General features: G+C 63.9%; 15 protein-coding genes. 11 read left to right on the top strand and 4 right to left on the bottom strand.

Annotation, left to right across the window (positions count from 1 at the left end):
* Positions 1 to 44: 44 nt before the first annotated feature.
* From FA04_RS13305 to FA04_RS13280, 6 genes are all read left to right on the top strand, one after another.
* The gene (locus FA04_RS13305; RefSeq protein WP_034798860.1) at positions 45 to 1,082 is read left to right on the top strand and encodes an ABC transporter ATP-binding protein; all 1,038 of its coding nucleotides are present in this window, start codon (positions 45 to 47) and stop codon (positions 1,080 to 1,082) included.
* On the top strand, positions 1,079 to 1,933 hold the full coding sequence (locus FA04_RS13300) for an ABC transporter permease (protein ID WP_034798859.1): 855 nt from the start codon (positions 1,079 to 1,081) through the stop codon (positions 1,931 to 1,933). The genes FA04_RS13305 and FA04_RS13300 overlap by 4 nt, the downstream gene beginning before the upstream one ends.
* Positions 1,930 to 2,730: an ABC transporter permease gene (locus tag FA04_RS13295; RefSeq protein WP_034798857.1), complete on the top strand. Its 801-nt coding sequence runs from the start codon at positions 1,930 to 1,932 to the stop codon at positions 2,728 to 2,730. Before FA04_RS13300 ends, FA04_RS13295 begins: the two co-directional genes overlap by 4 nt.
* Positions 2,727 to 3,506 (top strand): carbon-nitrogen hydrolase family protein, encoded by a 780-nt coding sequence (locus tag FA04_RS13290; protein ID WP_034798855.1) that lies wholly within the window; start codon positions 2,727 to 2,729, stop codon positions 3,504 to 3,506. The genes FA04_RS13295 and FA04_RS13290 overlap by 4 nt, the downstream gene beginning before the upstream one ends.
* Positions 3,507 to 3,665: 159 nt before the next feature.
* Positions 3,666 to 4,619, top strand: a complete 954-nt coding sequence (locus FA04_RS13285; protein ID WP_034798853.1) for a ring-cleaving dioxygenase — start codon at positions 3,666 to 3,668, stop codon at positions 4,617 to 4,619.
* A gap of 182 nt (positions 4,620 to 4,801) precedes the next feature.
* Positions 4,802 to 5,365, top strand: a complete 564-nt coding sequence (locus tag FA04_RS13280; protein ID WP_034798852.1) for an NADPH-dependent FMN reductase — start codon at positions 4,802 to 4,804, stop codon at positions 5,363 to 5,365.
* Between the two features lie 148 nt (positions 5,366 to 5,513).
* On the opposite strand, the gene FA04_RS13275 is transcribed toward FA04_RS13280, so the two are convergent.
* Entirely contained in the window at positions 5,514 to 7,070 is a 1,557-nt protein-coding gene (locus FA04_RS13275; protein ID WP_034798850.1) for a VOC family protein, read from the bottom strand.
* 92 nt (positions 7,071 to 7,162) lie between these two features.
* The gene (locus tag FA04_RS13270) at positions 7,163 to 8,020 is read right to left on the bottom strand and encodes an SDR family NAD(P)-dependent oxidoreductase (RefSeq protein WP_034798849.1); all 858 of its coding nucleotides are present in this window, start codon (positions 8,018 to 8,020) and stop codon (positions 7,163 to 7,165) included.
* Positions 8,021 to 8,209: 189 nt separating this feature from the next.
* Here FA04_RS13270 and FA04_RS13265 point away from each other — a divergent pair, with 189 nt between their 5' ends.
* A complete protein-coding gene (locus FA04_RS13265) occupies positions 8,210 to 8,965 on the top strand; it encodes a Crp/Fnr family transcriptional regulator (RefSeq protein WP_034798848.1) in 756 nt (251 codons plus the stop codon).
* Positions 8,966 to 9,027: 62 nt separating this feature from the next.
* Here the strand turns inward: FA04_RS13265 and FA04_RS13260 are convergent, their stop codons facing one another.
* Positions 9,028 to 9,540, bottom strand: a complete 513-nt coding sequence (locus FA04_RS13260; protein WP_034798847.1) for a Dps family protein — start codon at positions 9,538 to 9,540, stop codon at positions 9,028 to 9,030.
* 265 nt (positions 9,541 to 9,805) lie between these two features.
* Here FA04_RS13260 and FA04_RS13255 point away from each other — a divergent pair, with 265 nt between their 5' ends.
* Positions 9,806 to 10,192, top strand: a complete 387-nt coding sequence (locus FA04_RS13255; protein WP_034798951.1) for a response regulator — start codon at positions 9,806 to 9,808, stop codon at positions 10,190 to 10,192.
* A 28-nt stretch (positions 10,193 to 10,220) separates the two neighbouring features.
* On the opposite strand, the gene cysQ is transcribed toward FA04_RS13255, so the two are convergent.
* A complete protein-coding gene (cysQ, locus tag FA04_RS13250; protein WP_034798846.1) occupies positions 10,221 to 10,997 on the bottom strand; it encodes a 3'(2'),5'-bisphosphate nucleotidase CysQ in 777 nt (258 codons plus the stop codon).
* Positions 10,998 to 11,211: 214 nt separating this feature from the next.
* Here cysQ and FA04_RS13245 point away from each other — a divergent pair, with 214 nt between their 5' ends.
* The 3 genes from FA04_RS13245 to FA04_RS13235 all read left to right on the top strand — a co-directional run bounded on the left by FA04_RS13245 (position 11,212) and on the right by FA04_RS13235 (position 15,769).
* A complete protein-coding gene (locus FA04_RS13245) occupies positions 11,212 to 12,462 on the top strand; it encodes a sarcosine oxidase subunit beta family protein (RefSeq protein WP_034798844.1) in 1,251 nt (416 codons plus the stop codon).
* A 74-nt stretch (positions 12,463 to 12,536) separates the two neighbouring features.
* Positions 12,537 to 12,815, top strand: a complete 279-nt coding sequence (locus FA04_RS13240) for a sarcosine oxidase subunit delta (RefSeq protein ID WP_034798842.1) — start codon at positions 12,537 to 12,539, stop codon at positions 12,813 to 12,815.
* Positions 12,812 to 15,769 carry a sarcosine oxidase subunit alpha family protein gene (locus FA04_RS13235; RefSeq protein WP_034798840.1) on the top strand — a complete coding sequence of 986 codons (2,958 nt, stop codon included), beginning with the start codon at positions 12,812 to 12,814 and terminating at the stop codon, positions 15,767 to 15,769. The genes FA04_RS13240 and FA04_RS13235 overlap by 4 nt, the downstream gene beginning before the upstream one ends.
* Position 15,770: the final 1 nt, after the last annotated feature.

The raw sequence follows: 15,770 nt of genomic DNA, 5'->3' as shown, positions 1-15,770 counted from the left end.
AAACCCTCCCATGAGGCGGAGGGGACCATCCTCGCGGAGAAACAATGTCCGGACTTGCCCTTCAAAACGTCGTCAAGGAATTCGGAGCCTTCAGGGCCGTCAACAATGTCGATCTGACGGTGCCGCACGGCACCTTCGTCTGCATGCTCGGACCATCTGGCTGCGGCAAGACCACGCTGCTGCGCATGATCGCCGGGCTTGATCTGCCGACCGGCGGCGCGATCCGGCTCGACGGCGAGGACATCACCCGGGTTCCTACGCACAAGCGCAACCTCGGCATGGTGTTCCAGTCGCTGGCGCTGTTTCCGCACCTGACCGTCGGCGAAAACATCGCCTACCCCCTGCGCATCCGCGGTGCGGCAAAAGAAGACCAGAAGAAGCGCGTCGACGAGCTTCTGTCGATGATCCATCTCTCGGGCTATGCCGACCGGCCGGTCGCCAAGCTGTCCGGCGGCCAGCGCCAGCGCGTGGCGATCGCCCGCGCCCTGTCGATCTCGCCGAAACTGTTCCTGCTCGACGAACCGCTTTCGGCACTCGACGCGAAGCTGCGCGAGGCGATGCAGGTAGAACTGCGCCAGCTGCAGCAGAAGCTGGGCATCACCACCATCGTCGTTACCCACGACCAGCGCGAAGCGATGACCATGGCCGACACCGTCGTCGTCATGAGCGGCGGCGAGATCCGCCAGGCTGCGTCGCCGATCGAAATCTATCGCCGCCCGGCCGACAGCTTTGTCGCCGACTTCATCGGCCAGACCAACCTGCTCGAGGTACAGGCCGACAGCGCCGGCCGCGCGGAAGTCCTCGGTCATGTCGTCCCCGGCCTCGCCCTGCCTGCGGGCGCCAACAAGGGCACGCTGTCGGTTCGCCCGGAAGACGTGCACCTGACGGCGCCCGGCGCCGGGGCGCTCACCGGCAAGGTCACCTTCGTGCGCGATCTCGGCGGCACGATCGAAACCTTCGTCGATATCGCGGGACACCAGATTGTCGCCGTCTCGACGCCGCGCGCCCGGCCCGACGTTTCCGTCGGCCAGGAAGTCGGCATCGCGCTCACTCCGGATGTCTGCGTGGTGCTGAAGAAATGAGACGCGAACCGCCCCAAACCCTTGGCGACTACCTGCCGCTCCTCTTTCCGGCGGCCATGCTGACGATCTTCTTCGTCGTGCCCTTCGGCACGATGATCGCCGTCAGCTTCTTCCAGCGCCAGCAGGGCGGCTTCTACACGCCGGCCTTCGTCTTCGACAATTACGCCCGCTTCCTCTCGGTCTTTTTCGGCGGTGTGCTCGGCTTTTCGCTGATGCTCGCCGTCATCGTGGCGATCTGCTGCGTCGTGCTCGCCTTGCCCTTCACCTACATGCTGACGCGCATGGCGCGGAAGGTACAGGTCGTGTGGCTGGTGGCGCTGCTGTCGATCCTGTCGCTCTCGGAAGTCATCATCGGCTTTGCCTGGTCGACGCTGTTTTCGCGCACCGCAGGGATCACCAACATCCTCGTTGCGCTCGGCATCATGGAGCAGGCCAAGGCCTTGACGCCGAGCTTCGGCGCGGTCTTGACCGGTATGGTCTATCAGGCCTTCCCCTATACGGTGCTGGTGCTTTTCCCGGCGCTCGTGCGCCTCGATCCGACGCTGACGGAAGCCGCCCGCACGCTCGGCGCATCACCGCTCAAGGCCTTCTTCACCGTGGTCGTGCCGGCGCTGCGCAACACCATCACCGCCACCTTGATCATGGTCTTCATCTTCGCGCTCGGCTCCTATCTGTTGCCGCAGCTGCTCGGCCGGCCGCAGCACTGGACGCTGTCGGTGCTGATCACCGACCAGGCGATCTACCAGTCGAACATGCCGTTCGCCGCCGCCATGGCCGTGTTCCTCGTGCTGGTCACGCTCGGCCTCGTGGCGCTCACCGTGATTGCCGGACGCAAGGGAGAAGCGGCATGACCTCGATCTTCCGCAAGGCCTACTTCTTCCTGATCGGCCTGTTCCTGTCGCTGCCGCTGATCGTCGTTGCCGGCGTCTCGGTCAACCAGAAGCAGACGCTCGCCTTCCCGCCGCAGGGCTTTTCGCTCTCCTGGTATGGCGAGATCTTCCTCAATCCGGAATGGCGCAACGCGCTCTTTGCCTCGGTGACGCTGGCGGTGCTTTCGGCAGCGCTTGCGGTGGCGATCGCTCTGCCGCTCTCCTGGTTCCTGTGGCGGCGCATTGCACCCTGGGCGAACATTTTCCAGCTTCTCGGTGTCGCGCCGTTCACGCTGCCGCCTGTCATCACCGCGCTCGGCATGCTCACCTTCTGGGCGACCGTGGGCTTCTACGGCCAGCCGTGGACGGCCGTCGTCAGCCACGCAATCTTCTTCGTGACGCTGCCGCTGGTGACGTTGTCGCTCGGTTTCACCTCGATCGACCGCTCGCTGGTCGAGGCCGCCTCGACCATGGGGGCGGATGAGCGCACGATCTTCCGCACCGTCGTGCTGCCGCTGATCCTGCCCTATATCGTGTCGGGCTACGCCTTCGCCTTCGTGCTGTCGCTCAACGAATACATCGTTGCCTACATGACGGTCGGCTTCACGGTGGAAACGCTGCCGATCAAGATCTTCAATGCGCTGCGCTACGGCTATACGCCGACCATGGCGTCGGTGACGGTACTCTTCGTCACGACCGCCGCGGTGATCTTCAGCCTCGTTGCCCGTTTCGGCGACCTGCCGAAGCTGCTTGGCGCCATGTCGTCGGATGGAAAATGATGAAGCTCGCCGCCCTCCAGATGCAATCGGCGGCGGGTGACGTCGCCGCCAATCTTGACCGCATTGCCCGTGCCGCGGCGGAAGCTGCAGGACAAGGGGCGACGCTGCTTTTGACGCCCGAACTCGGCGTCACCGGCTATGGCGCCGGCGAGGCGTTGACAGCGCTCGCCGAGGCGCCGGATGGCGCGATCGTTCAGCGCCTCAAGGCGATTTCCGCTGAGACGGGCATTGCGCTCATCGCCGGCTTTGCCGAGCGCGACGGCGACGACGTCTATAACAGCGCCGTCTATGTCGATGGCGATGCCGCGCCGGTCGTCTACCGCAAGTCCCATCTCTACGGCGACTATGAGCGTTCGATTTTCCGCGCGCCGGAGCCGTCGACGCGGCTCTTCACACATCGTGGCGTCACCTGCGGCATGCTGATCTGCTACGACGTCGAGTTTCCGGAGAATGTGCGGCGGCTGGCGCTCGCCGGCGCCGAGGCCGTGCTGGTGCCGACGGCGCTGCCGGCGGGCTGGTCCGGCGATTTCATCGCCGAGCACATGATCCAGACGCGCGCCTTCGAGAACCAGGTGTTCGTCGCCTACATCAACCATTGTGGTTCGGACCCGCTGTTCTCCTTCGCCGGGCTGTCGCGCATTGCAGCACCCGACGGGCAGTTGCTCGCCAAGGCGGGGTCTGGGCAGGAAGCCGTGCTCCTCGTCGACATCGACCCCAAGGCCTACGCAATCTCCCGCCTTGAAAACACCTATCTCGGCGATCTCAATCGCCGCTGAGGGCGCGCTGATTGCTGTTGCGTCTCAGCGATGGCAGCGCGGACGGGCCGTTTGTTGTTTACCTGAGGAGAACGTTCTGTTCTCTATTGGTCCACTGTCGGAAACGATGCGGCATCCCATATTGGGCTCAACAGCAATGCCAACGCATTGGAGGCAATCATGAGCTTGCAACTGACTGGGATCCATCACCTGACGGCGATCACCGCCAACGCACCGGAAAACCTGCGCTTCTACACCGAGACGCTCGGGCTGCGGCTGGTCAAGAAAACCGTCAACCAGGACGACACCACCGCCTATCACCTCTTCTATGCCGACGGGCGCGCCACGCCCGGCACGGACTTGACCTTCTTCGACTGGCCGGTCGGGCCGGAAGGGCGCGGCACGCACAGCATTTCGCGCACGGGTCTGAGGGTCGGCAGCGCCGAAACCGTTCGCTGGTGGAAGGACCGCTTCGACGAACTCAAGGTCACGAGTGGAGAGGTCACCGAGATCGATGGCCGCACCGCGCTTGATTTCGAGGATGCCGAAGGCCAACGTTTCCGGCTGGTCGACGACGGCGGGCTTGCGCCCTCGCACCCCTGGGAAAAGAGCCCGGTGCCGGCCGAGCGCCAGATCAAGGGCCTCGGACCGATCACCATCAGCGTGCCTGACATCACGAACACCGAACTCGTCCTGACGCATGTGATGAACATGAGCAAGGCCCGCACCTATCCGTCGCCGGACGGCGAGGGGGAAGTCAACGTCTTCACCATGGGCGAGGGCGGTCCTGCGGCCGAACTGCACGTGGCCGTCCAACCGGGATTGCCGATCGCGCGTCAGGGCGCCGGTGCCGTGCACCACGTCGCCTTCCGGGCGCCTGATAATGCGGCGCTGACGGAATGGACGGAACGGCTTAACGGCTTCCGTCTGCCGTCGAGCGGCGAGGTCGAACGCTATTATTTCCGCTCGCTCTATTTCCGCGAGCCGAACGGCGTCCTCTTCGAGATCGCGACCGATGGTCCCGGTTTTGCCGTCGACGAGCCGATGGAAACGCTCGGTGAGAGCCTGTCTCTGCCGCCGTTCCTGGAGCCGAAGCGCGCGCAGATCGAGGCCCGGCTGAAGCCGCTCGTCTAACGGTCTGATCCCAACGAAAAGCCGGGGCTCGTCCCCGGCTTTTTTGTCTCTATCCCTCTGATCCCGTTGGACATCGGTTCCGCGCGGACCCATCATGACAGCTGTTGCGTTACCTATGTCGATGGCATCCCGCCTCGCGCTTCGAGGCGCGCCCGCAAGGACTTGGAAAAGGACCAGACCTCATGACAAAAATCCTCGGCATTTCCGGGAGCCTGCGCAAGGCGTCGTTCAACACCGGCCTGATGCGGGCGGCCGCGGAAAACCTGCCTGGTGGCGTCGAATTCGACACCGCGACGCTGCACGGAATTCCGCTCTATGACGGCGATGTCGAAAAGGAGAGCGGCATTCCGGACGCCGTGACGGCGCTGAAGCAAAAGGTGATGGCTGCCGACGGCGTCATCCTGTTCACGCCGGAATACAACAACTCCATCCCCGGCGTGTTCAAGAACGCGATCGACTGGATGAGCCGGCCTTCTGCCGATATCGCCAAGGTGTTTCGCGGTCGGCCCTTTGCGCTTGCCGGCAGCTCGCCCGGCAATTTCGGCACCATCCTTAGCCAGAACGCCTGGCTGCCCGTCATGCGCACGCTCGGCGCCGAGCTCTGGTCCGGCAAGCGCCTGATGCTGCCCAAGGCGGATACGCTTTTCGATGAGGCGGGGACGCTGACGGATACGGACGCCCGCGACCGGCTCGCCGCCTTCGTCAAGGCATTTGCGGATTTTGCCGGCGCTGAGGGAGCGCGGTAGGCTGCCGACACAGTGAGGCGCTAAGGCTGCCCCGGACATCGCGGACAGGACTGGGTATGGATGCTCGGGCAAAGCCCGAGCATGAGGGTGAGGGAGCGAGCGCTGTTGGATTTCTCGAAAGCGTTCGCCGAAACGACCTGGGGAACGCTTAGAGGCCCTTATCCTGCAGCCATTGCTGGATAGCCGCGATATCTGGCGCGCCGATCTCGTGGCCCATGTCGAGGTCGACCGCAGTCAGATCCGCGCGCGTGCGGACGAGCTCTTCTCTGAGGCGTGGAGCGAAGTCGCCGTAGCTGTCGTGCTTGCCGGTGAGGAGCAGCACCTTCGTACCCGAGAGATCCGGCGGCGGCACGTCGTCGAGGACGAGCATCGAGCGCATCAGTACGACATTGCGCACGAGCCCCGGATGCAACAGCATCAGGGCCACCAGAAGATTGGCGCCGTTGGAGTAGCCGATGAAAACCGTCTTCTCCAGATCGATGCGGTAGCCGTCGCGGGCACCCTCGACGAAGGCAGCAAAGGCCTCGGCTTCCGACCGCACGTCCTTCTGGTCGAAGGTCGTCGGCGAATAGCGCCGGAACCAGCGCGGCGTTCCCTCCTCGTTCGACCGGCCGCGAATGCCGACAAGCGTCGCCTGCCTGTCGACCTGATGGGCGAGGTGGAGAAGCTGCGTTTCGTTGGCGCCGCTGCCGTGCAAGAGCATGAAGGTGCGGTCATCCAGTACGTCAGGGTGATAGAAGCGGTGCACGAAGGGCAGGTCGCGCTCGGTCAGCCGCGGTTCTCCCGGCAGAGCGAACTGCGGCATGGCCAGCAGCATTTCTTCGCGCGCGGCGCTGAAATGCGCCGGTACGAAGAGTTCGGTGCCGAGTGTTTCCTTCGGTTCGTCGACGGTGAAGCCGGGCACGTCGCTGGCCAGTTCGTAGAGCGACCCACCGGGTTCGCGGACGTAGAGCGAATAGAAGTATTTGCGGTCATGCGCATTGATCGCGCCCGCGCCATCCCGTTGCAGGTCCTCGTGCACCCGTTCCACGGCGGCTCGGTCGGGTGCACGGAAGGCGATGTGATCGATCGTTCCGGTTCCGGGCGCAGACGTCCAGAAGCCGCTTGCATTGCGCACGTCGATGGTGTCGCCGGAGGCGGAGGTGAGCCGACGGATCGCGTCGGTTGCGCCAGTTTCCGTATAGCCGAAGTGGGACGTCAGGAAGCGAACGGATTCCTCCGGCTTTTCCGTGAGGATCGTGGCGCCACGCAGGCGGCGGATGGCGTCTTCCGCCGGGATATCGCGCGTGCTCCAGGGGGCCGCACCCGAAACCGTCTCGGTGCCGACGAGCTTGACGATGACACCGTCCGGATCCTTGAGCCGCAGCACCGGCTCACCGAACTCCTGCGCTGGCCCTGATGTGGCGATGTTGAACTGCAGCGCGCGGGTCAGCCAGAAGCCGATACTCTCCGGCCGGATGGCAAACGCGATTTCGCTCGGCTGGCCATGGCCCACGCGGCCGCGGCCGCCGTCTTCCCACATCAGGAAGGTCACGAGCGAACCCGGCGAACCCTCGGCGTCGCCGTAAAAAAGGTGCAGCTGGTTGGCGTCCTCATAGCCGCCCGTCCGCTTGACCAGGCGCAAGCCAAGAAAGCCGACATAGAAGTCGACGTTTGCCTGGACCTTCCGGGCAATCAGGGTGATGTGATGGATGCCGCTCGTCATTCTTAGTCCCTCATTATCGTCGTCCCACAAAACACGATGTGTCCGGCCAGCACCAGAAGGGTCGCCGAGAACGCAGCGTCAACGTAGGAGGATCAATCGCCATCCTTGTCGAGGAATGCCTTGAAGGCATCGGCATATTTCGGATGCCAGCGCGACAGCGGCGGCCGGTTCTCGACGATGTCGCCGGCGGCCCACAGGATACGCCGTTCGTCGGTCGCGCGTGACACGTCGTTATCAGGGCAGAGGATGTAGAAATCCCCGCGCGCCAGGCTCTCCATCATGAAGCCGACCGTCTGTTCCGACGTCCAGGCGCCGGCGGGCTTTTCCGTGCGGCCGCCAGCCGTCAGCCCGGTGTAGACGAAACCGGGGATCAGCAGGTGCGCGTGGACCTGGCTTCCGGCGGTGTTGCGCAGCTCGTGCTCCAGCGCCTCGGTAAAGACCTTCACGGCCGCCTTGGAGACGTTGTAAGCCGGGTCGCCGGGCGGCGTGGTGATGCCCTGTTTCGAGCCGGTGTTGATGATGACGGCCGGTTTGCCGTGGGCGATCATCCGGGATGCAAAGACGCGCGAACCGTTGATGACGCCCCAGAGATTGACCCCGAGCGTCGCCTCCCAGGCGGCCATGGGGCCGAGGATCGCGCTGCCGGGCTGAATGCCGGCATTGTTCATGAGTACATGCACGTCGCCGAGCCGCTGATGAACCTCCCGCTCGAGCGCTTCCAGCGTGTCGAGCCGCGAGACGTCTGTCGCGATGGCCGTGACGTGCCGCGCCCCGCCGGGCGAGGCGGCTGCGACTTCGGCGGCCGCCTTCTCCAGCTTGTCGCCCGCGAGGTCGGTGAGCACGACGTACATGCCGAGCGTCGCGAAGTGTCTGGCAGCCGCAAGGCCGATGCCGGAAGCAGCACCGGTAACGACGGCGACATTGCCGGGGGCGAAGGCAGGGTGGGACATGGTGAAGCTCCTGTGGCGGGGTCGAGTGCAAGAGATAGGGCGCCAAGGGCTGGCTGTCCATGATCATGGCAACGATGGCGCTTCGGAAAACCAAGTGTTTTCAGGGTTGTATCTTGTCACCTGCGATGCCGGCGCTACTTGCAGTTTTGGACGCAAAAGCCTGAACGAACGCATGCGGTGGATGGAACGATGAACGAAATGACAGCCCGCAACGAAAAGCGCACCCCTTGCGAAAGCTGTCCCTTGCGCAAGCTCGATCATTTTCGTGCCTTTACCGGCGAAGAACTTGCCTTCGTTTCGCAGTTCAAGACTGGCGAACTGGCGGTCGATGGTGGCGCGACCATACTCGTCGAAGGCGCGCACAGTGCGCACCTTTTCACCGTGCTTTCCGGCTGGGGCTTCCGCTACAAAATGCTCGATGACGGCCGCCGCCAGATCCTCAACTATGTGATGCCCGGCGATCTGATCGGACTGCAGGGCAGCCTGATGGGGGAGATGCAGCATTCGATCGAAGCGCTGTCGCCCGTCACTCTGTGCGTCTTCGAGCGCGGCAAGCTCAACCGCCTGTTCGAGAACTACCCTGAGCTTGCCTATGATCTCACCTGGATCGCTGCACGCGAGGAGCGCATTCTGGATGAAAACCTCTTGAGCATCGGCCGCCGATCCGCGCTGGAGCGGGCGGCCTATCTCATCGCCTTCCTCTATCAGCGCGCGGAGGTACTCGACCTCTTCAGCAACAGCCGCGTCGCCATTCCGATCAGCCAGCAGCATGTAGCCGACACGCTCGGCCTTTCGATCGTTCACACCAACAAGACGTTGAAGAAACTTGCCGAACGGGGCCTGATCCGCTGGGCGGAGAAGGGCTGCAATGTCCGCGACATCGACGGCCTGCTTGCGGTTTCAGGCTGGGAAGGGCTCCGCGAACCCAAGCGGCCGTTCATCTGACGTGCCCAGTCGAAGCCGATCGATGCGGCGCCGGGGCCGCATCGATGTCAAGGTGGGGGAGATCAGGCGGCAACGGTCGCCCGCAGCATCCACAGAGCCTTTTCATGGAAGTTGAGGCGATCGGTCAGCATGTCCGTCGTGACCAGGTCGCCGTTTTCATCGGCCTTGGTGCCGGCCTCGCGTATGCGTCGCGCCGCCGCTTCGTGATCGGTGATCAGGTCTGCCACCATCTCGGCCGCCGTCGTGTGGTTGACCGAGGCGGCGCTGGGGGCGAAGGTTTTTGCTTCGGCGAGCTTCGCCGGCGCCAGGTGGCCAAGGGCGCGAATGCGCTCGGCAATGATGTCGGTTGCCTTGAACAGCGCGTTGTAGTGCTCTTCGGTCAGTTCGTGCAGCGGCTTGAACAGGGGCCCGACCACGTTCCAGTGGTAGATGTGGCTCTTGATCACCAGCTTGTAGGTATCGGCAAGGATATCGGAAAGCGCGGTTGCCATCTGCTGGCGATAGGCCTTCGTCAGGCCGATGTCGAATTCTTCGTCCCTGACCTTGGGCTTCAGCACGGCGGCAGTCTGTTTCATTCTTCTGCTCCAGTTCTGTCTTGGAATGTCGAGCGGAGGCGGCCGAGGCCACGCCGCATGAACTGAACGCCGCGACGAAAGGGTTGTTCCCGATCCCGTCATGACGCTCACATGTCTTTTTTAAATGCCAGGTCAGGCCATTGGAGCCTAAGCTCAGTCGTTGCCGTTGCCTCAGTGGAGGTTCCGGGACTCTGGACGGCATTCCGCCTGGAAATGCGCCTGCAGCGACGATGACTGCCGTCGCTGTGCGTGAAAAATGGAGTGCATTGACATGGCCGAGCTTTCACCGTCCGTCCGGACGGTCCTCGTTCTCGAGGACAACTTCATCATCGCCATGGACGTCGAGGAAATCCTCGCTTCTCTCGGAATATTGCAGGTTACGATCGCCGGAAATGCGAACCAGGCATTGGAGCTGCTGGCGCTCCAGGCCTTCGATTTTGCGATCCTCGACGTCAATCTCGGCGATCACACGAGTTTCGTGGTTGCCGATGCCATGCTTGCCCGCGGAATGCCGTTCGGCTTCACCAGCGGCTACGGCGATGCCGAGCACTTCCCGACCTATCTCAGGCACGTTCCGCGGATCGACAAACCCTTTAACGAGAAATCGATCGGCCAGCTGATCGCCGCTGGGATCCAGACGAGAGAGGCTTAGGAACCGGCTCAGCCCTTGCGCGACCTGCTCAGGGCTTGCCGCGCGATACGAACCAGGGATTGGCGAAGTCGCTGTCGTCCTTCTGGTTGCGCTTGCCGTAGGTAAGCGGCGTGCCATCCATCGTCAGCGTTTCGCCACCGGCGGCCCTCAGGATCGCGTCGCCAGCGGCGGTGTCCCATTCCATCGTCCGGCTGAAGCGGGGATAGACGTCGGCCACGCCTTCGGCGAGCAGGCAGAATTTCAAGGACGAGCCGACCGTCCGGTAATCGGCGATGCCGTGTTTTTCGAGGTAGTCGATCGTCTCGGCGCTGTTGTGCCAGCGGCTGGCGAGCCCCACCATGCGATCCCCGCAGCTGCGGCAGCCGATGATCGTTTCTTCGGTCAGGCGAAAGCTGCCATCAATAACCGACTTTACCGCCTTGCCATGGTGTGCCGCATAGAGGATTCCAAGCGCCGGGGCGTAGACGACGCCCGCGACGGGCGCGCCGTTTTCGATCAGCGCGATGTTGACGGTGAAGTCGTCGTTGCGGCTGATGAATTCCTTGGTGCCGTCGAGCGGATCGACAAGGAAAAACGACTTGCCGGAAATCTCCGGCACGAAGCCGGCGGACACCGCTTCCTCGGCGACCACGGGGATGTCCGGAAAGGCGGAGGCGAGGTCTGCCAGGATGATGCGTTCGGCCGTCGTGTCGGCATCGGTGACCGGCGAGCAGTCAGGCTTGTGCGTGACCTCCGGCCCGGCATTGTAGATGTCGAGAATGGCCCGACCCGCCGTTATTGCCGATTGTTGCAGTATCTCCAGCATTCGCCCTGTCTTTCGGTCCGTCATCAGGCCCATAGCATATTGAGAGGAAGATTATAGCCATGCTTTTGACATGGCAGGCGGCTCTTTACGCGTGGTCGCAACTGATCTGCGGGGCGGAGCATCTCAAGCTTTTTGCAATTGCGAGAGGCTTTGCGTCTTTGCTTCCGCGTTCCGGCTGTGCAAATGTGCCGGCGCAACTGAACTGGATGCCTTCATGCGTTATTCCGCCTTCTCGCTTGTCAGGAACGCCCTTTCCGGAAACCTGAACTGGAAACCGCATTGGCGCCAGCCACAGCCGAAATCCCACTATGACGTGATCATCGTCGGCGGCGGCGGCCATGGGCTCTCGACCGCCTATTATCTCGCCAAGGAATTCGGCGTGAAGAACGTCGCGGTCCTGGAAAAGGGCTATCTCGGCTCGGGTAATGTCGGCCGCAACACGACGATCGTGCGCTCCAACTACATGCTGCCCGGCAACGAACCCTTCTACGAGTTCTCGATGAAGCTCTGGGAGGGGCTGGAGCAGGATCTCAACTACAATGTGATGCTGTCGCAGCGCGGCGTCATCATGCTCTACCACAGCGACGGCCAGCGCGATGCCTATGTGCGCCGCGGCAATGCCATGTGGATGGAAGGTGTGGCAGCGGAGCTCATCGAGCGTGAGCAGTTGAAGAAGATGATCCCCTTCCTCAACTACGATCACGCCCGCTATCCGATCCTCGGTGGCCTGCTGCAGCGCCGCGCCGGTACCGCGCGGCATGATGCGGTCGCTTGGGGCTATGCCCGCGGCGCCGACCAGCATGGTGTCGACATCATCGAGCATTGCGAAGTGACCGGCATTCGCCGCGAAAACGGTGTCGTCACCGGCGTCGAAACGACCAAGGGGTTCATCGGCTGCGGCAAGCTGGCGCTGGCGGCGGCCGGCAACACCTCGCGCGTCGGCGAAATGGCGGATCTGAAGCTGCCGCTGGAAAGCCATGTGCTGCAGGCCTTCGTGACCGAGGGGCTGAAGCCCTGCATCGATCACGTGATCGTCTATGGTGGCGGCCACTTCTACATCTCGCAATCGGACAAGGGCGGCCTCGTCTTCGGCGCCGAGATCGACGGCTATTCGTCCTATGCCCAGCGCGGCAATCTGGCGACCGCCGAGCACGTGATGGAGGAGGGGGTGACGATGATCCCCGGCCTGTCGCGCGTTCGGGTGCTGCGCGCCTGGGGGGGCGTCATGGACATGAGCATGGACGGCTCGCCGATCATCGACCGCACCTCGATCGACAATCTCTACTTGAACTGCGGCTGGTGCTACGGCGGTTTCAAGGCGACGCCGGCTTCCGGCTACTGCTTCGCCCACCTGATCGCCAAGAACGACACCCATCCGGTGGCGCGCGCCTTGAGGCTCGATCGCTTCGCCCGCGGCTATGCCGTCGACGAGGCCGGCGCCGGCCCGCAGCCCAACCTTCACTGACAGGACACGGCCGGCCCGCCGGCTCGTATGGAATGAACAGGAAGCCGGAGTGCGGCTTCAGGACACGGAAGACGATGGCAAGCCTGATTACCTGCCCGCATTGCGGGGTCCGACCGAAGGAAGAATTCGTGATCCGCGGCGACGCCTCGCGCGGCCGTCCCGAGCCGATGGATTCGGACGAGGCCTGGCATGATTACGTCTATGTGCGCGCCAACCCGCGTGGGCGCACGTTGGAGCATTGGCATCACATCGCCGGCTGTCGCCGCTTCCTGGTGGTCGAGCGCGATACGGCCACCCACGAGGTCTATTCCGTCGTCGATGCGGCCGAGTTTGCGCGGAGGGCAGCGCGATGACCAGTTATCGTCTTTCCTCCGGCGGTCTCGTCGATCGCAGCAAAACGTTGAGCTTCACCTTCGACGGCCGGCCGCTGCGCGGATTTTCCGGCGATACGCTCGCCTCCGCACTTCTTGCCAATGACCAGCTGCTCGTCGGCCGCAGCTTCAAATACCACCGGCCGCGCGGCATCGTCAGCGCCGGGCCCTCCGAACCCAACGCGCTCGTCACCCTCGGCTCTGGTGCTCGCACCGATGCCAACACCAAGGCGACCGTCGCCGAGCTCTATGGCGGGCTGACTGCCAAAAGCCAGAACCGCTGGCCGTCTCTCGGCTTCGATGTCGGGGCGGTCAACGGCGTCCTTTCGCCGTTCCTCGGCGCCGGCTTCTACTACAAGACCTTCATGTGGCCGAAGCAGTTCTGGGAGCGCGTCTACGAACCCTTCATCCGCCGCGCCGCCGGCCTCGGCCGGGCGGTGCTGGAGCGCGACCCCGAGAGCTACGAGAAGTCCTGGGCGTTCTGCGACCTGCTCGTCGTCGGTGCCGGTCCCGCCGGCCTGATGGCAGCACTGACGGCCGGCCGCGCCGGCCTTCGGGTCATCGTCGCCGACGAGGATTTCCGGCTCGGCGGCTCCCTGCTTGCGACCGGCGAGACCGTCGACGGCGCGCCGGCATCGGTCTTTGCCGACCGCACCGTCGCCGAACTGCAAGCGCTGCCCAATGTCACGCTGCTTTCGCGCACCACTGTCTTCGGCTGGTATGACGACAACGTCTTCGGCGCGGTTGAACGCGTGCAGAAACACGTCGCTGAACCGTCTTCGAAGCTCGTGAGCGAGCGTGTCTGGCGCATCGTTGCCAAGCGCGCGCTGATGGCAACCGGTGCCGAGGAACGCCCGCTGGTGTTCGGCGGCAATGATAGGCCCGGCGTGATGATGGCGGGAGCCATGACCACCTATGCCGAGCGCTATGGTGTGGCCGCCGGCAAGCAGATCACGATCTTTACCAGCGGCAGCGCCGGGTACCGCACGGCGCGGGCCCTTGCGTCCAAGGGCGTCGCCATCGCGGCGATCGTCGACGCCCGAGCGGAATCCGCCGATCAGGCGCCTGATGGCATCCGGGTCATCCGCTCGGCTTCCGTCGTCGACACCAAGGGCAGGCAGCGCCTCAAGGGCATCGTCGTCGAACGCTCCGGCTTCGAGGAACTGATCGCCTGCGATGCGCTGGGGATGTCCGGTGGCTGGAGCCCGGTCGTGCATCTTGCCTGCCAGCGCGGCGCAAGACCGGTCTGGTCGGAGGAATTGAAGGCCTTCGTCGCACCTGATGTCGGTGGCGGGCTGCGTCCCGTGGGCGCTGCAAACGGTGTCTACACGCTCTCGGGCTGCCTGTCCGATGGTGCGGAGAAGGCCGCAGCGATTGCGGCCGACCTCGGTTTCAGCGCCAGCTCGGCCGCAGCACCGGTCGTCGATGGCGAAGAGGCCACGTCCTTTTCAGCGCTCTGGTATGTGCCGGGCGCCAAATCGAAGGCCTTTGTCGATTTCCAGAACGACGTGCATGCGAAGGATCTCGGCCTGGCGCTGCGCGAAGGTTTCGGCCATGTCGAGCACGCCAAGCGCTACACGACCAGCGGCATGGCGACCGATCAGGGCAAGCTTTCCAACATCAATGCCGTCGGCATCCTTGCCGGCATGCGCGGCGTCAGCCCGGCAGAGGTCGGCACCACCACCTTCAGGCCGTTCTACACCCCGGTCTCCTTCGGTGCACTTGCCGGCACGGCGCGCGATGAGCATGCAGCACCGGCGCGCAAGTCGCCGCTGCATGGCTGGGCGATGAAAAATGGCGCGACCTTCGTCGAGGCCGGGCTCTGGCATCGTTCCGCCTGGTTCCCGCGCGCCGGCGAAAAGACCTGGCGCGACAGCGTCGATCGCGAAGTCTTGAACGTGCGGGCCAATGTCGGCCTCTGTGACGTCTCGACCCTCGGCAAGATCGAGGTCTTAGGCCCCGACGCTGCGGAGTTCCTCAACCGTCTCTATTGCAACCCGGTCCTGAAGCTGCCGATCGGCAAGGCGCGTTACGGCCTGATGCTGCGCGAAGACGGTTTCGTCTTCGACGACGGTACGGTCAGCCGCTTCGACGAGGAGCATTTCTTCGTCACCACGACGACGGCGATGGCCGGTCCCGTCATGGCGCACCTGGAATATTGCGCCCAGACGCTCTGGCCGGAACTCGAAGTCCGCTTCACCTCGTCGACCGACCAATGGGCGCAGATGGCGATCGCTGGTCCGAAAGCGCGCGCGGTGCTGCAGCAGATCGTCGATGGCGATATTTCCGATGGCGCGTTTCCGTTCCTGTCCGCCCGCAAGATCGTCCTGAAAAGCGGCGTGTCGGCGCGGCTCTTCCGCATTTCCTTCTCCGGGGAGCTGGCTTTCGAACTGGCGGTGCCGGCAGGTTATGGCGAGGCGGTGGCCGACCAGATCATGGAGGCCGGCCGGCCGCATGAAATCTGTGCCTATGGCGTCGAAGCCTTGAACGTGCTGCGGCTGGAGAAGGGTCTGCTGACGCATGCCGAATTCGACGGTCGCGTGACGCCAGACGATGCCGGCCTCGGCCGAATGCTCTCGATGCAGAAGACCGACTTCATCGGCAAGCGCCTGTCGACGCGCTACGGCCTGACGGCGGCGGATCGCATGCAGCTCGTTGGTCTGAAGCCCGTCGATGCCGACAAGGACATGCGGGCCGGAGCGCATCTTCTGAAGGAGGGGACCAAGCCCTCGACGCTGAACGATCAGGGTTGGGTCAGCTCGGCCGGTTTCTCGCCGGTCCTGGGGCACGCCATCGCGCTCGCCTTCCTGAAATCCGGGCGCGAACGCTATGGCGAGAAGGTCGTGGTGTTCGACAAGCTGCGTGATCAGGAGATCGTCGCCGAGGTCTGCGACCCGGTCTTCGTCGATCCGCAAAATGCAAAGCTGAAGGCCTGAG

The sequence above is a fragment of the Ensifer adhaerens genome, from assembly GCF_000697965.2.
GTDB lineage: Bacteria > Pseudomonadota > Alphaproteobacteria > Rhizobiales > Rhizobiaceae > Ensifer > Ensifer adhaerens.
The sequence above is the reverse complement of the archived record's forward strand: the minus strand, read 5'-3'. Positions and strand labels throughout refer to the sequence as shown.

Coding starts and splice junctions, on each gene's coding strand:
- FA04_RS13305 (WP_034798860.1), top strand. CDS start 45: ATGTCCGGACTTGCCCTTCAAAACGTCGTCAAGGAATTCGGAGCCTTC.
- FA04_RS13300 (WP_034798859.1), top strand. CDS start 1,079: ATGAGACGCGAACCGCCCCAAACCCTTGGCGACTACCTGCCGCTCCTC.
- FA04_RS13295 (WP_034798857.1), top strand. CDS start 1,930: ATGACCTCGATCTTCCGCAAGGCCTACTTCTTCCTGATCGGCCTGTTC.
- FA04_RS13290 (WP_034798855.1), top strand. CDS start 2,727: ATGATGAAGCTCGCCGCCCTCCAGATGCAATCGGCGGCGGGTGACGTC.
- FA04_RS13285 (WP_034798853.1), top strand. CDS start 3,666: ATGAGCTTGCAACTGACTGGGATCCATCACCTGACGGCGATCACCGCC.
- FA04_RS13280 (WP_034798852.1), top strand. CDS start 4,802: ATGACAAAAATCCTCGGCATTTCCGGGAGCCTGCGCAAGGCGTCGTTC.
- FA04_RS13275 (WP_034798850.1), bottom strand. CDS start 7,070: ATGACGAGCGGCATCCATCACATCACCCTGATTGCCCGGAAGGTCCAG.
- FA04_RS13270 (WP_034798849.1), bottom strand. CDS start 8,020: ATGTCCCACCCTGCCTTCGCCCCCGGCAATGTCGCCGTCGTTACCGGT.
- FA04_RS13265 (WP_034798848.1), top strand. CDS start 8,210: ATGAACGAAATGACAGCCCGCAACGAAAAGCGCACCCCTTGCGAAAGC.
- FA04_RS13260 (WP_034798847.1), bottom strand. CDS start 9,540: ATGAAACAGACTGCCGCCGTGCTGAAGCCCAAGGTCAGGGACGAAGAA.
- cysQ (WP_034798846.1), bottom strand. CDS start 10,997: ATGCTGGAGATACTGCAACAATCGGCAATAACGGCGGGTCGGGCCATT.
- FA04_RS13245 (WP_034798844.1), top strand. CDS start 11,212: ATGCGTTATTCCGCCTTCTCGCTTGTCAGGAACGCCCTTTCCGGAAAC.
- FA04_RS13240 (WP_034798842.1), top strand. CDS start 12,537: ATGGCAAGCCTGATTACCTGCCCGCATTGCGGGGTCCGACCGAAGGAA.
- FA04_RS13235 (WP_034798840.1), top strand. CDS start 12,812: ATGACCAGTTATCGTCTTTCCTCCGGCGGTCTCGTCGATCGCAGCAAA.